Annotated in this window: 13 protein-coding genes; 12 read left to right on the forward strand and 1 reads right to left on the reverse strand. The window is 74.1% G+C overall.

Annotated features, from left to right (window positions below; translation table 11 throughout):
* The first annotated feature begins 283 nt into the window (after positions 1-283).
* The 11 genes from AB0R04_RS25365 (at position 284) to htpX (ending at position 11564) form a co-directional block, all read left to right on the forward strand.
* Entirely contained in the window at positions 284-700 is a 417-nt protein-coding gene (locus AB0R04_RS25365) for an NADH-quinone oxidoreductase subunit A (RefSeq protein ID WP_063351317.1), read from the forward strand.
* Entirely contained in the window at positions 691-1326 is a 636-nt protein-coding gene (locus AB0R04_RS25370) for an NADH-quinone oxidoreductase subunit B family protein (protein ID WP_363374958.1), read from the forward strand. The genes AB0R04_RS25365 and AB0R04_RS25370 overlap by 10 nt, the downstream gene beginning before the upstream one ends.
* Entirely contained in the window at positions 1323-2579 is a 1257-nt protein-coding gene (locus AB0R04_RS25375; RefSeq protein ID WP_363374960.1) for an NADH-quinone oxidoreductase subunit C, read from the forward strand. Before AB0R04_RS25370 ends, AB0R04_RS25375 begins: the two co-directional genes overlap by 4 nt.
* 2 nt (positions 2580-2581) lie before the next feature.
* Positions 2582-3535 carry an NADH-quinone oxidoreductase subunit NuoH gene (nuoH, locus tag AB0R04_RS25380; RefSeq protein WP_363375023.1) on the forward strand — a complete coding sequence of 318 codons (954 nt, stop codon included), beginning with the start codon at positions 2582-2584 and terminating at the stop codon, positions 3533-3535.
* On the forward strand, positions 3532-4104 hold the full coding sequence (locus AB0R04_RS25385; RefSeq protein ID WP_363374963.1) for an NADH-quinone oxidoreductase subunit I: 573 nt from the start codon (positions 3532-3534) through the stop codon (positions 4102-4104). Before nuoH ends, AB0R04_RS25385 begins: the two co-directional genes overlap by 4 nt.
* The gene (locus AB0R04_RS25390; protein ID WP_363374964.1) at positions 4101-4844 is read left to right on the forward strand and encodes an NADH-quinone oxidoreductase subunit J; all 744 of its coding nucleotides are present in this window, start codon (positions 4101-4103) and stop codon (positions 4842-4844) included. The genes AB0R04_RS25385 and AB0R04_RS25390 overlap by 4 nt, the downstream gene beginning before the upstream one ends.
* A complete protein-coding gene (gene nuoK / locus AB0R04_RS25395) occupies positions 4844-5215 on the forward strand; it encodes an NADH-quinone oxidoreductase subunit NuoK (RefSeq protein ID WP_350876976.1) in 372 nt (123 codons plus the stop codon). Before AB0R04_RS25390 ends, nuoK begins: the two co-directional genes overlap by 1 nt.
* Entirely contained in the window at positions 5212-7293 is a 2082-nt protein-coding gene (locus AB0R04_RS25400; RefSeq protein ID WP_363374966.1) for an NADH-quinone oxidoreductase subunit L, read from the forward strand. Before nuoK ends, AB0R04_RS25400 begins: the two co-directional genes overlap by 4 nt.
* A 62-nt stretch (positions 7294-7355) precedes the next feature.
* Positions 7356-8912, forward strand: a complete 1557-nt coding sequence (locus tag AB0R04_RS25405) for an NADH-quinone oxidoreductase subunit M (RefSeq protein ID WP_363374967.1) — start codon at positions 7356-7358, stop codon at positions 8910-8912.
* Between the two features lie 56 nt (positions 8913-8968).
* Positions 8969-10540: an NADH-quinone oxidoreductase subunit N gene (locus AB0R04_RS25410; protein WP_363374969.1), complete on the forward strand. Its 1572-nt coding sequence runs from the start codon at positions 8969-8971 to the stop codon at positions 10538-10540.
* A 160-nt stretch (positions 10541-10700) separates the two neighbouring features.
* Entirely contained in the window at positions 10701-11564 is an 864-nt protein-coding gene (gene htpX / locus AB0R04_RS25415) for a zinc metalloprotease HtpX (RefSeq protein WP_350876984.1), read from the forward strand.
* A gap of 63 nt (positions 11565-11627) precedes the next feature.
* On the opposite strand, the gene AB0R04_RS25420 is transcribed toward htpX, so the two are convergent.
* Entirely contained in the window at positions 11628-13082 is a 1455-nt protein-coding gene (locus AB0R04_RS25420) for a PLP-dependent aminotransferase family protein (RefSeq protein WP_363374970.1), read from the reverse strand.
* Here AB0R04_RS25420 and AB0R04_RS25425 point away from each other — a divergent pair.
* Positions 13081-13986: a DMT family transporter gene (locus AB0R04_RS25425; protein ID WP_363374971.1), complete on the forward strand. Its 906-nt coding sequence runs from the start codon at positions 13081-13083 to the stop codon at positions 13984-13986. The two genes, AB0R04_RS25420 and AB0R04_RS25425, sit on opposite strands and share 2 nt — an antisense overlap.
* The last annotated feature ends 9 nt before the right edge of the window (positions 13987-13995 follow it).

Raw genomic sequence — 13995 nt, forward strand, 5'->3', positions numbered from 1 at the left:
CTTGGTCGAGCTGGTGGAGCAAGCTTCCCGAACCCGGGGCGGGAGATGCCATGGGGGTGATACATCTTCCGGGACGGGGGTTATCCCTACCCCCGTCCTGGTCGTCGGGCCACTGCCCGGTGCTCGCGGGAGTGTCCACCGGACGTCTTGCGGAGCGGGCAGGGTTCGGGCGGAGCGGAGCCGTCCCCTTAGACTCACGCATTGGCCATGGTTATGACCGTGCGAGGAAACGTCGTAGAACTGCCTTGAGGGGTTGTTCACGGCCGAGGTGGAGGGCGAAGGCATGGAGGGGCAGCATGCGGCTGCCGTCGCGGCCGACCCGGCGGTCGGCGGCGGCTACTTCGACGCGTACGCCGCGATGGGCCTGCTGGCCGTCGTCGGGGTGCTCTTCGTCGCCGCGGCGTTCACGGCCAACCGCCTGCTGCGGCCGGTGGTGTACTCGCCCGAGAAACTCCTCGCCTACGAGTGCGGGGTGGACCCGGTGGGCGAGGACTGGGCGCACACCCAGATCCGCTACTACGTGTACGCCTTCCTGTACGTGATCTTCGCGGTCGACGCGATCTACCTGTTCCCGTGGGCGACGGTCTTCGCCACCGCCGGGTACGGCGCCGGAACGCTGATCGAGATGTTCCTCTTCATCGGCTTCCTCGCGGTCGGCCTGCTCTACGCCTGGAAGAAGGGCGTTCTGGAATGGACGTGACGCACACCCACTCGCACGGCGCCCAGGGCGGGCCGGTCCCACTCGGCCTCCCGGACCCGTCGCGCCCCGGCGCCGTCGAGCGCCGTGGCATCGGCCCGCTGGCCCGGCTCGCGCCCGACCCGGTCAAGGTCGTGCTCAACTGGGGCCGCCGCTACAGCCTCTGGTGCTTCAACTTCGGCCTGGCCTGCTGCGCGATCGAGTTCATCGCCGCGTCCATGGCCAAACACGACTTCATCCGGATGGGTGTCATTCCGTTCGCGCCCGGACCCCGTCAGGCCGACCTGATGATCGTCTCGGGGACGGTGACCGACAAGATGGCGCCCGCCGTCAAGCGCCTCTACGAGCAGATGCCCGAGCCGAAGTACGTCATCTCCTTCGGCGCCTGCTCCAACTCCGGCGGCCCGTACTGGGACTCCTACTCGGTGACCAAGGGCGTGGACCAGATCATCCCGGTCGACGTCTACGTGCCCGGCTGCCCTCCCCGGCCCGAGGCGCTGCTCCAGGGCATCCTCAAGCTCCAGGAGAAGATCGCCGCCGAGTCGCTGCCCGACCGCTACACCGCGCCCGCGGTGGCGCTGCGCCGCCCGCTGGTGACGGGGCCTTCGACCGAGGGAGGGGCCTCATGACTTCCGCCGAGCAGTACGCGGCGTCGGTCGGGGAGTGGGCGACCGGCGCCGAGGCTTACGGGCTGGTCACCGTCGACGTCCCCGCCGAGCACTGGATCGAGGCGCTCACCAACGCCCGCGACGCGCTCGGCCTGGGCTACTTCGACTGGCTGAGCGCCGTCGACGAACTGGCCGAGGGCTTCTCCGTGGTCGCCCACCTCGCCTCCGCCGACGCCCCGGGCGTGCTGCGCCACCTGGCGCTGCGCACCCGGGTGCCGCGGGACAAGGCCGCGCTGCCAACCGCCGTCCCCGTCTACGCGGGTGCCGCCTGGCACGAGCGCGAGACCCACGAGATGTTCGGCATCGACTTCCCCGGACACCCCTACCTCGCCACCCTGCTGCTGCCGGACGGCTTCGAGGGGTACCCGCTGCGCAAGGAGTTCGTGCTCGCGGCGCGGGTCGCCAAGGCCTGGCCGGGCGCCAAGGAACCGGGCGAGTCGGACCACGGCGACGGGCCCGCCCGGCGCAAGATGCAGCCGGCCGGGGTGCCGGACCCGAACGAGTGGGGGCCGCTGAAGGGCACCCTGCCGCCGGTCGCGGAGCGGCCCGCGCGTGGTGCGCGGGCGGCGGGCGCGGCCGGGCGGACGCCCCGGGCTGCTGGTGCTGCTGGTGCTGGGGCCGGTGCTGCTGCCGGTGCCGGCACCGGTGCCGAGGGTGCGGCGGTGCGGGCGGACCGGCCGCGGCGGACCAGGACGGTGGCGGAGGGGTCGGCGAGTCAGGCGGGGGCCGAGGCGGCTGGTGCCGTTGCTCCGGATGCTGCTTCGGCTGCTGGTGAGGCTGCTGCTCCGACCGTTGGTTCGGCTGCTGCTTCGGCCACTGCTTCGGCCGCTGGCGAGGCGGCGCCCGTGGTGCGGGCGGACCGGCCGCGCCGGGTCAGGTCGGTGTCCGACGGATCGGTCAGTCAGGCTGCGGAGCCGGCGCCCGCCGAGGCTGCCGAGGCCGCTGCGCCTGCCGAGCCGAAGGCCGAGGGCTCGGCGTCGCCGCGGACCCGGTCCTCGGACGCGCCCTGGCACAACCCGGTGCCCGCGCACGACGAGCCCGCGAAGCCCGCCGAGGCGAAGGCACCGGCCGAGGCCGCGAAGCCTGTGGAGAAGCCTGCGGAGGAGTCTGCCGAGGAGCAGTCGCCCGCCGGGCCGGCGAAGCCCGCCGCGCCCGCGGGTGAGCAGGACGAGACGTCGGCCGGCCCGGCCGGCCAGGACGGAGACGGCGCGTGAACCTGCTCGACACGGTGCTGCGCTGCGTCGCCACCCTGGTCGTCTTCCTCACCCTCCCGCTGGTCATCGGCCAGATCGAGCACAAGGTCATGGCGCACATGCAGGGCCGGCTCGGCCCGATGTACGCGGGCGGCTTCCACGGCTGGGCGCAGCTCGTCGCGGACGGCGTGAAGTTCGCGCAGAAGGAGGACATCGTCCCGGCCGGGGCGGACCGCCGGATCTTCCAGCTGGCGCCCGCCGTCTCGCTGCTGCCGTACCTCTTCGTGCTGCTGGCGATCCCGGTCGGCCCGAACGGCTTCGTCGGCCAGGCGATCGACGCCGGCCTGTTCTTCGTGCTGGCCGTGATGGGCGTCGGCGTGATCGGCAAGCTGATGGCCGGCTGGGCCTCGGCGAACAAGTTCTCGCTGCTCGGCGGCCTGCGCACGGCCGCGCAGCTGATGTCGTACGAGCTGCCGATGGTGCTGGCGGCGGCCTCGGTGGCGATGGCCGCCGGCACGCTCTCGCTGCCCGGGATCGTGGACGCCTGGGAGTGGTACTGGCTGCCCTGGCAGCTCATCGGCGCGTTCGTGTTCTTCACGGCCGGTCTGGCCGAGCTCCAGCGCCCGCCGTTCGACATGCCGGTCGCCGACTCGGAGATCATCTTCGGCGCGTACACCGAGTACACGGGCCTGCGCTTCGGGCTGTTCCTGCTGTCCGAGTACGCGGGCATCCTGGTGGTGTCGGCGCTGACCGCGGTGCTCTTCCTGGGCGGCTGGCACGGCCCGCTGGCGGACCAGCTCGGCTGGCTCTGGATGATCCTGAAGACCTTCGCGCTGGCCTTCGTGGTCATCTGGCTGCGGGTCACCTACCCGCGTCTGCGCGAGGACCAGCTGATGCGCTTCGCGTGGACCGTGCTGATCCCGCTCGCCCTCGTCCAGCTGGCCCTGACCGGCGTCATCAAGGTGGCGATCTCATGAGTTTTCCCGGTGCCGGCCTGGCCAAGGGCCTGGCCGTGACCCTGCGGACGATGACGAAGAAGACCGTCACCGCGCAGTACCCCGACGTGCAGCCGGTGCTGCCGCCGCGTTCGCGCGGCGTCATCGCGCTGCTGGAGGAGAACTGCACGGTGTGCATGCTCTGCGCGCGCGAGTGCCCGGACTGGTGCATCTACATCGACTCCCACAAGGAGACGCTGCCGGCCGCCGAGCCGAACGCGCGGGCCCGCACCCGCAACGTGCTGGACCGGTTCGCCATCGACTTCTCGCTCTGCATGTACTGCGGGATCTGCATCGAGGTGTGCCCCTTCGACGCGCTGTTCTGGTCGCCCGAGTTCGAGTACGCCGAGACCGACATCCTGGAGCTGACCCACGAGCGGGACAAGCTCCGCGAGTGGATGTGGACCGTCCCGGCGCCGCCGGCGCTGGACCCGGCGGCCGAGGAGCCCAAGGAGATCACCACCGCGCGCAAGGCGGCGGACAAGCTGGCCGCCGCCGCAGCGGCCGCAGCGGCTGCCTCGGCGGCCTCGGATGAGGGGGAGGCCCAGTGAGCGCCGCCACCCTGCTCGCGGCGACCGGCTCGCTGGAGCCGGCCGCCCGTTCGTTCCTGTCCCCGACCGGGGTGGAGATCGTCTTCCTGCTGGTCGGCATCGCCGTGCTCGGCTCGGCCGTGGTCGCCGTCAGCACCAAGCAACTGGTGCACGCCGCGCTCTGGCTGGTGGTCGCGCTGGGCGGGCTGGCGGTGGAGTTCCTGCTGCTCACCGCCGAGTTCATCGCCTGGGTGCAGGTGCTGATCTACCTCGGCTCGGTGATCGTCCTGGTGCTGTTCGGGCTGATGCTCACCAAGGCGCCGATCGGGCGCTCCCCGGACGCCGACTCCAAGAACCGCTGGGTGGCCCTGGGCGTGGCGCTCGCCTCGGCCGGGACGCTGGTGACGCTGGTCGTCGACGCCTTCCGGACCTCCTGGATCGACCTCGGCGCGGGGGGCGGCTCGGCCGCCGTCATCGGGGCGAGCCTGTTCCGCCACTGGGTGCTGCCCTTCGAGGCCCTCTCCGTGCTGCTGCTGGCGGCGCTGGTCGGCGCGATCGTGCTGTCGCGCGGCTCGACGCGGCGGGTGCCGCCGCCCCGGGCGGGCCGGCTGCGGGCCGGCCGGCCGGTGGGCTCGAACGGGACCGTCGCCGCCACCGTGCCCCGGCCTGCGCCGGAGAACCCGGCGGCCCCTGAGGCCGCAGAGGCTGCGCCCGCTGCGCCGTCCGCGCCGTCCGCGCCGTCCGCGTCGGAGGAGAGCTGATGCACCTCGCCTACCCCGTCGTCCTCGCCGCGCTGCTGTTCAGCGTCGGCGTGTACGGCGTGCTCGCCCGGCGCAACGCCGTCCTGGTCCTGATGTCCGTCGAGCTGATGCTCAACGCCGTCAACCTCAACCTGGTCGCCTTCGACACCTGGCTGCGCGACTCGCTGCACGCCGGTCAGGCGCTCACCCTGTTCACCATCACCGTCGCCGCCGCCGAGATCGGGCTGGGGCTCGCCATCGTCCTGCTGCTGTTCCGGGCCCGGGGCACCGCGGACATCGACCGGGCCACCGCGCTCGGCGATCCGGCGGAGCCGCTCGCCGAGGAGACGCCGGCCGGAGCCGAGGCGCTGAAGGGCCAGGCCGCCGCATGAACCTCGCCCTGCCCGCCCTCGTCCCCGCGCTGCCCGCACTCGGGGCCGCCGCGACCCTGGCCGTCGGCAAGAAGGCGCCCGGCCTGGCCCGGCCGCTGGCCATCGTGCCGGTCGCCGTCTCGGCCGTGCTCGCCCTGGTCGTCGCCCTCCAGCTCGGCACCGGCCAGGCGCTGGACGCCGCCACCCGGCTCACTCCGACCGGCGGCCCGGACATCGCGCTCGCCCTCCACCTGGACGGCTTCAGCTCGCTGATCTCCGTGCTGGTCGGCCTGGTCGCCACCTGCGTGCAGGTCTACTCGACCGCGTACCTCAGGAAGGACCCGCGCTACCCGTCGTACGCCGCGCTGGTCTCGCTGTTCACCGCGGCGATGTTCCTGGTGGTCTACTCGGGCGACCTGATCGTGCTGCTGGTCGGCTGGGAGGTCATGGGCATCTGCTCGTACTTCCTGATCGGCCACCACTGGGAGACCGAGGACGCCCGCTCGGCCTCGCTGAAGGCCTTCCTGGTCACCAAGCTCGGCGACGTGCCGTTCCTGTTCGGGATCTTCCTGCTCGGTGCGGACGCCGGCAGCTTCCGGATCCCCGACGTGCTGGCCGCCGCGACCGACGGGCGGCTCGGCCACCCGACGCTGATCGCCCTGCTGCTGCTCGCCGGGGTGGCCGGCAAGAGCGCGCAGTTCCCGCTGCACACCTGGCTCCCGGACGCCATGGCCGGCCCGACGCCGGTCTCCGCGCTGATCCACGCCGCCACCATGGTCGCGGCCGGCATCTACCTGGTCGCCCGGCTGCTGCCGGTGTTCCTGCTGTCGGGCGCGGCGCTGGTCGTGCTGGCCGTGATGGCCGCCGTGACGATGATCGGCTCGGCGCTCTGCGCGCTCGCCCAGGACGACCTCAAACGGGTGCTCGCCTACTCCACCGTCGGCCAGCTCGGCTACATGGCCGGGGCGCTGGCCACCGGCGACCGCGAGGCCTCCGTCTTCCACCTGGTCAGCCACGGCGCCTTCAAGGCGCTGCTGTTCCTGGCCGCCGGTGTGGTGATCCACGCCGCGCACACCAACTCGATCTCCGCGATGTCCCGGATCCCCGGGCTGCGCAAGCGCGTCCCGGACGCCTACTGGACGATGGGCATCGCGCTCGTCGCCCTGGTCGGGCTGCCGCCGTTCTCCGGCTTCTTCAGCAAGGAGGCGGTGCTGACCGCCGCCGAGCACGCCGCCAACGGCGAGGCGCTCACCAACGGGCTCGGCCCGGCCTCGGCCGTGCCGGAGGCCGCCGGGTGGATCGTGCTGATCTCCGCCGGACTCACCGCGCTGCTCACCGCCGCGTACGCGACCCGGCTCTTCCTGGTCAGCTTCCACAGCCCGCAGGCTGGCGGGGCGCAGGCCGCCGGGGCGTCGCAGGCCGGGGCGTCTCAGGCCGCAGTGCCGCAGGCCGTGGCGTCTGCGGCCGGGCACGAGGCGGGCGCGCCGTACTCGCCCGAGCTCGACGAGGCCGACCCGGCCACCGCCGAGCCGCCCGCGATGCGCTGGCCGCTCTGGGTGCTGGCGATCCCGACCATGGGCTTCGGCGTCGCCGGCCTGCGCTCGGACTGGCTGCCCGCGCTGCTGGACGGCGGCTCGCTGCGCCCCTCGGCCGTCACCGCCGTCATCGGCACCGGGCTCGCCGTGGTCGGCGTGCTCGCGGCGTACGGCGCCTGGCGCTCGGCGACCGCGCGGCTGGCCACCGGCCGCCCGGCCCCGGCCGACGCCGGCCGGGTGCCCGAGCAGGCCGGAGCCCCGGCCGCCGAGGTGATCGTCGCCGACCCCGGGCGCACCCTGCTCGGCCCGCTGTTCGGCCCGGCCCGGCACGGCTTCGGCGTCGACCGGCTGTACCACGCGCTGTTCGTCCGCCCGGTGACCGCCGCCGCCCGGCTGGTCCGCTTCCTCGACCGCGAGGTCGTCGAGACCTACGTGCGTGGCAGCGGGGCCGGCGCCAACCTGCTCGGCCGGGCCGTCCGGCTCGCGCAGACCGGCAACGCGCAGACCTACCTCAGCGCGCTGCTCGCCGGCGTCGTCCTGCTGGCCGTCCTGGTGGCGGTGTAGCGGATGCCGTACCCCCTCTCCCCGGTTCTCCCGATTCCGACCGCCGCCCGTAGGAGCCCCCGATGAACGCAGTCCTCATCGCCCTCCTGGTGCTGCCGCTGCTCGGCGCCGCGCTCACCCTGGCGCCGGTGTTCGGCCGGGAGCCGGCCGCCGCCGACCGGCGGGCGCTGCGGCTGAACAGTGTCGTCACCGGCGCGGTGCTGCTGCTCACCATCGCCCTGGCGGCCGGTTTCGACCACGACGAGCCCGCCCGGATGCAGGCCACCACCGACGTGTCCTGGATCCCGGCCCTCAACGTGCGCCTCCACCTCGGCGTGGACGGCATCTCGCTGCCGCTGATCGTGCTGACCGCACTGCTCACCTTCCTCTGCGCGCTGTACTCGGAGAAGCGGCTGCCGGGCGGGGATGGCGTGCCGTCGGCGAAGGCCTTCGTCGGGCTGTTCCTCCTCCTCGAAGTCGGCATGCTCGCCACCTTCGCGGTGCTGGACCTCCTGCTCTTCTTCCTGGCCTTCGAGATCGTGCTGATCCCGATGTACTTCCTGATCGCCCGCTGGGGGAGCGGGGCGAAGGCCCCGGCCGCCAACCGGTTCATCCTGTACACGCTGCTCGGCTCGGCCGTGATGCTGCTCGGCTTCCTGCTGATCGGCAGCAAGGCCGGCACCTTCGACATGCAGGCCCTGGCCGCCGCGCACGGCAACGGCCTGAGCCACACCACCCAGGTGATCGCCGCCCTGGCGATCATGGTCGGGCTCGCGGTCAAGGCCCCCGCCTGGCCGCTGCACAGCTGGCTCCCGGACGCGCACACCGCCGCTCCGACGGTCGGCTCGGTGCTGCTCGCCGGCGTGCTGCTGAAGATGGGCACGTACGGTCTGGTCCGCGTCCTCCTCCCGGTCGTGCCCGACGGCACCGCGACGCTCGCCCCCTACCTGGGCGCGTTCGCCGCCGTCGGCATCGTCTACGGATCACTGGCCTGTCTGGCGCTGGCCCGCCCCGGCGCCAAGGGCGACCTCAAGCGCCTGATCGCGTACTCCTCCGTCGGCCACATGGGCTTCGTGCTGCTGGGCATCGCCTCCCTCACCCCGGTGGGCGTCAACGGCGCGCTGTTCGCCAACATCGCCCACGGTCTGATCACCGGTCTGCTGTTCTTCCTCGTCGGAGCCCTCAAGGACCGCTACGGCACGGCGGACCTCGACACCCTCTCCGGCGCCACCGGCGCCGCCCTGTACGGCCGCGCCCCGCGGATCGGCGCGCTGCTCGCCTTCGCCGCCGTGGCCAGCCTCGGCCTGCCCGGCCTGGCCGGCTTCTGGGGCGAGCTGCTCGCCATGTTCGGCGCGTTCGACCCGGCCGACGGCCTGTCGCGCCCCGCGTTCGTCACCTACATGGTCCTGGCCGGTCTCGGCACCCTCCTCACCGCCGCCTACCTGCTGATCGTGGTCAAGCGCGTCTGCATGGGCGACCCCCAGCAGCCCGCCCCGGTGGACCAGGTCGCCGACCTGCGCCCGTACGAGGCCGTCAGCTGGACGCCGCTGGCCGCCCTCACCCTGCTCGCCGGCCTCTGGCCCGCGCTCCTGCTCGGCCTCTCCGACCCCGCCGTCAAGCACCTCCTCGGGGGTGGCTGACCGTGCTCGGAGCCCAGATCGCCGCACTCGGACCTCACTCCACGGGGCAGCACACTGTGACCTCCCTCGCCGTAGCCAACCCGGGCAGCCTGATCCAGTCCGTGGACTGGGTGGCGATCGCGCCCCCGCTGATCGCCGCGGTGGCCGCCCTCGCCGTCCTGCTCACCGACCTGTTCCTGCCCGAGCGGCACCGGAAGTGGCTCGGCCGCCTCGCCGCGGCCGGACTCGCCCTCGCCCTCATCGCACTCCTCCCCCTCACCGGGGGATCACCCCGGGCGACCTTCTGTGTGCAGAACGTAGCAGGGGGGTCTGACAATGCGGGCTGCTCGTACGTCGCCGACCACTTCGCCCTGGTGTTCCAGCTGCTCGCCCTCGGCGGCGCGCTGATCGCCGCCCTGCTCTCGGCGCACACCGTCGAGGAGGAGAAGCTGCCCGGCGGCGAGTACTGGTTCCTGCTGCTCTCCAGCGCCACCGGCGCCGCGCTGCTGCCCGCCTCCCGCGACCTCGCCACCATGGTGATCGCGCTGGAGGTCGCCTCGCTGCCCGCCTTCGCGCTGGTCGCGCTGCGCCGGGACGGCCGGGGCGCCGAAGCCGCGCTCAAGTTCTTCATCTCCTCCGTCACCGCCACGGCCGTGATGCTGCTCGGCGTCGGCTTCGTCTACGCCGCCAGCGGCAGCCTGCACCTCGGCGCCGTCGCCCAGGGCCTGGAACACGCCCCCGGGCAGCTCAAGCCGCTGGCCGAGGCGGGCGCCGTGCTGACCCTGGTCGGTTTCGCCTTCAAGGTCGCCGCCGTCCCGTTCCACTTCTGGGTGCCCGACACCTACATCGGCGCCCCGCTGCCGGTGGCCGGCTACCTCTCGGTGGTCGGCAAGGCGGCCGGCCTGTCCGGCCTCGCGCTCGCCACCACCATCGCCTTCCGCCCGTACGCGCACACCTGGGGCCTGGCGCTCGCCGTGCTGGCCGCCGTCACCATGACGGTGGGCAACGTCGGCGCGCTGCGCCAGCGCTTCGACACCCGCTACAGCGCGGTGCGGCTGCTCGCCTGGTCGTCCGTCGGCCAGGCCGGCTACCTGCTGGTGCCGCTCGCCGCCGCCGGCTACGCGCCCACCGGGGTCGACCCGCTCGGCGCCACCGCCGCGTACGCGCTGATCTACGGCGTGGTGAACCTCGGCGCGTTCGGCGTGGTCGCGGCGGTCGGCCGCCGGGCCGGGACCAGCGTGGACGACTTCCGCGGCCTGTTCGCCCGGCGCCGCTGGACGGCCCTCGCGCTCGCCTTCTTCCTGCTCTGCCTGGCCGGGCTGCCCCCGGGCGTGATCGGCCTGTTCGGCAAGGTCGTGGTGTTCCGCGCGGCCGTCGACGCGGGGCTGGGCTGGCTGGCCGTCGTGATGGCCGTCAACGTGGTCGTCGCGCTGTACTACTACCTGCTCTGGACGACCCGGCTGTTCGCCCCGGCGCCGGGTGTCGAAGAGGGTGCCGCACCGGACGCCGCACCGGTCGGCGAGGCCGGGGCCGAAGGCCGGCTGCCGGCCACCCTGACCGCCACGCTGGGGCTCACCGCCTCGGTGGCCGTGGTCCTCTCCTTCGCCCCGCAGCTGGTCCTCCAGGTCGTCGGCGGAAGCCTGTTCTGAGCGCGCACCCGCCCGGCCGGCCGTCGCGGCCCGGCCCGGCGGGGTGCCGCGGCGGTGTCACGCCGGTCACAAGGGAACAAGGCCCGTGCCCCCACCCGTTGACCGGGCAAGAGGGACGAGGCAGAAAGGGCTTCCCCACCGCACCATTGGAGGGCCTGACGTGCACCGCCGGCACAACGGACTGAGGACCGCCGTCCTGCTCGGCGGCCTCTCGGCGCTCATCTTGGTGATCGGCGGATTCTTCGGCCGAACCGGCTTGGTGATCGCCCTGCTGGTCGCCCTCGGCACCAACGCCTACGCCTACTGGAACAGTGACAAGCTCGCGCTGCGGGCCATGCGGGCCCGGCCGGTCAGCGAGATCGAGGCGCCACGGCTCTACCGGATCGTCCGCGAGCTCTCCACTGCGGCCCGCCAGCCGATGCCGCGCCTCTACATCTCCCCGACCCCCGCGCCGAACGCCTTCGCCACCGGCCGCAACCCGCGCAACGCGGCCGTCTGCTGCACCGACGGCATCCTGCAGCTGCTGGACGAACGCGAGCTGCGGGGCGTGCTCGGGCACGAGCTGAGCCACGTCTACAACCGGGACATCCTGATCTCCTCGGTCGCCGGGGCGCTCGCCTCGGTGGTGATGTTCCTGGTGAACTTCGCCTGGCTGATCCCCTTCGGCCGCAGCGACGACGACGACGGGCCCGGCCTCTTCGGCATGCTCGCCATCATGATCCTCGGCCCGCTGGCGGCCGGGCTCATCCAGCTGGCCGTCAGCCGCTCCCGCGAGTACCAGGCCGATGCCGACGGCGCCCGGATCACCGGCGACCCGCTCGCCCTGGCCGGCGCCCTGCGCAAGCTCGACGCCGGCACCCGCCGGCTGCCCCTCCCGCCGGAGCCGCAGATCCAGACCGCCAGCCACATGATGATCGCCAGCCCCTTCCGCCCCGGCGAGGCCGGCGCCCGGCTCTTCTCCACCCACCCGCCGATGGCGGAGCGCATCGCCCGGCTGGAGCGGATGGCGGGCTACGGGCGCTGAGGCCTGCTACAGGCGCTGAGGCCTGTTACGGGCGCTGAGACCTGCTCCGCGCGGGGTCGGAGGTCAGGCCGGCAGGTCCTCGTAGGCCCGGCGGAGGCGGTGGATCCCCTCGACGGCGTGCGCGGAGCTCTCGGCGGCGGCGTAGCTGAGGCGCAGGTGCGGGGCCGGGGGTTCGGCGGCGTGGTACGGGCGGCCGGGGGTGACCTGGACGCCGGCGCGCAGGGCGGCGGCGGTGAGGGCGGCGTCGTCGACGCCGTCCGGGAGCCGTAGCCACAGGTGGTAGCCGCCGGGCCGGTAGACGCCGAGCAGGCCGGGGAGTTCGCGGTGCAGGGCGGCGACGGTGGCGGTGCGGCGGGTCCGCAGTTCCGCCCCGAGGGCGCGCAGGTGGCGGGCCCAGCCGGGGTCGGCGACCAGCTCCAGCGTCGCCTCCTGGAGCGGCCGGGGCACGAAGAAGCTGTCCACCACCTGGGTGGCCCGGAGCCGGGCCAGGGCCGGGCCGCGCGCGGTGAGCGCGCCGACCCGCAGGTTGGGCGAGGCGGCCTTGGTCAGCGACCGCAGGTGCACCACGACCCCGTCCTGGTCGTCGGCGGCGAGCGGGCGCGGCAGCGCGGGGGCGTCCGCGTGGACGAGCAGGCGGGCGAAGTCGTCCTCGACGACGAACGCGCCGGCCGCCCGGGCGATCCGCAGCACCTCGGAGCGCCGGGTGGGTGAGAGCACCGCGCCGGTCGGGTTCTGGAACAGCGGCTGGCAGACGAAGACCCGCGCCCGGGTGGCCTCGAAGGCGTCGGCCAGCAGGTCGGTGCGCACGCCGTCGGCGTCGACCGGGACGGGGACGGGCCGCAGCCCGGCCGCGCGGACGACCGCCAGGATGCCCGAGTAGGTCGGCGACTCCACCAGGACGGGCGCGCCGGGCGCGGCGAGCGAGCGCATGGCCACGGTGAGCCCGCCCTGGCCGCCGGAGGTGATCAGGACGTCCCCGGCGCCGATCGGCCCGCCGGTGCCGCCGATGTCGCGGGCGAACCAGCCGCGCAGTTCGGTGAGGCCGTCGGTGGGCGGCCGGTTCCAGGCGCCCGGGCGCCGGCCGGCCCGGGCGAGGGCGGTGGCCAGCAGGCGTTCGGGCAGCAGCGAGGCGTGCGGGTAGCCGCTGTTGAGGTCGATGACGTCGGGCGGGGGCACGCGGAGGGTGGCGAACACCGGGGCGGCCAGCAGGTCGCGGGGGTCGGAGTCGGCGCTGAGCGCGACCTCCTGCCAGGAGAGGTCGCCGGGACGGGCGGCGGGCGCGGCGGTGCCGGCCGGGCGCCCGGCGAAGGCCGCCGCCCGGAACACCCCGGCGCCCGGCCGGGAGACCACCAGGCCCTCGGCCGCGAGGACCGCGATGGCCCGGGAGACCGTCACCGGGCTGACCTGATGGCGCTCCACCAGCACCCGGCTGGAGGGCAGCTTTCGCCCCTCCGGGTAGCGCTCGACCTCCCGCCGCAGGCTGTCAGCGAGTTCGGTCACACTGCTACGCTCGTTCATGACGGCACAAGATAGCGCTACCCGCCCGTCGGCGGTAGCACCGCGAAGCCCCGCCTCCGGCACCGCCCTGGCCGCCCTCGGGGTGGCCTCCTTCTCCCTCAGCTTCCCCGCGACCGCGTGGGCCCTGGAGGGCTTCGGCCCGTGGACCGCGACCGGGCTGCGCGGCGCCCTGGCGGGAGTGCTGGCCGCGCTCTACCTGGTGGCCGTCGGCGCCCCGCTGCCGAAGCGGCGGCACTGGCCCGCCCTGCTGGTGGTGTCGGGCGGCTGCGTGCTGGGCTTCCCGCTGCTGACCACGCTCGCCCTGCGGACCTCCTCGACGGCCCACTCGGCCGTCGTCATCGGTGTCCTGCCGCTGGCCACCGCGGTGTGCGCGGCGCTGCGCACCGGCCGTCGGCCGTCCCGGGCGTTCTGGGCGGCGGCGGTGGCGGGGGCGGCGGCCGTCCTCGGCTTCACCCTGCTGCAGAGCCACGGTCGGCCGACCGTCGCGGACCTGCTCCTGTTCGTCGGGGTGGCGATCTGCGCGGCCGGGTACGCGGAGGGCGGGCGGCTCTCCCGGGACCTGCCGGGAGCCCAGGTGATCGCCTGGGCGGTGGTGGCCGCGCTGCCGGTGACGCTGCTGACCGCGGCCCTCGCGCTGCCCGCCGAGCCGGTCCACCTCGGGGCGAAGGCGCTGACCGGGCTGGCGTACACGGCGGCGGTGTCGCAGTTCGGCGGGTTCGTGCTCTGGTACCGGGGGATGGCGGAGATCGGGGTGCCGCGGGCCAGCCAACTGCAGCTCGCGCAGCCGCTGTTGACGCTGGTCTGGTCGGTGCTGCTGCTGGGCGAGGACCTGCCGGCGGCCGCACCCGTCACGGCGGTGGTGGTGCTGGTCTGCATCGCGGTCACCCAGCGGGCCCGGACCTGAGGCGGGCCC

The organism is Kitasatospora sp. NPDC056731 (genome assembly GCF_040687675.1).
Classification (GTDB): Bacteria; Actinomycetota; Actinomycetes; order Streptomycetales; family Streptomycetaceae; genus Kitasatospora.

Coding starts and splice junctions, on each gene's coding strand:
- AB0R04_RS25365 (WP_063351317.1), top strand. CDS start 284: ATGGAGGGGCAGCATGCGGCTGCCGTCGCGGCCGACCCGGCGGTCGGC.
- AB0R04_RS25370 (WP_363374958.1), top strand. CDS start 691: ATGGACGTGACGCACACCCACTCGCACGGCGCCCAGGGCGGGCCGGTC.
- AB0R04_RS25375 (WP_363374960.1), top strand. CDS start 1,323: ATGACTTCCGCCGAGCAGTACGCGGCGTCGGTCGGGGAGTGGGCGACC.
- AB0R04_RS25385 (WP_363374963.1), top strand. CDS start 3,532: ATGAGTTTTCCCGGTGCCGGCCTGGCCAAGGGCCTGGCCGTGACCCTG.
- nuoK (WP_350876976.1), top strand. CDS start 4,844: ATGCACCTCGCCTACCCCGTCGTCCTCGCCGCGCTGCTGTTCAGCGTC.
- AB0R04_RS25400 (WP_363374966.1), top strand. CDS start 5,212: ATGAACCTCGCCCTGCCCGCCCTCGTCCCCGCGCTGCCCGCACTCGGG.
- AB0R04_RS25405 (WP_363374967.1), top strand. CDS start 7,356: ATGAACGCAGTCCTCATCGCCCTCCTGGTGCTGCCGCTGCTCGGCGCC.
- AB0R04_RS25425 (WP_363374971.1), top strand. CDS start 13,081: ATGACGGCACAAGATAGCGCTACCCGCCCGTCGGCGGTAGCACCGCGA.
- AB0R04_RS25420 (WP_363374970.1), bottom strand. CDS start 13,082: ATGAACGAGCGTAGCAGTGTGACCGAACTCGCTGACAGCCTGCGGCGG.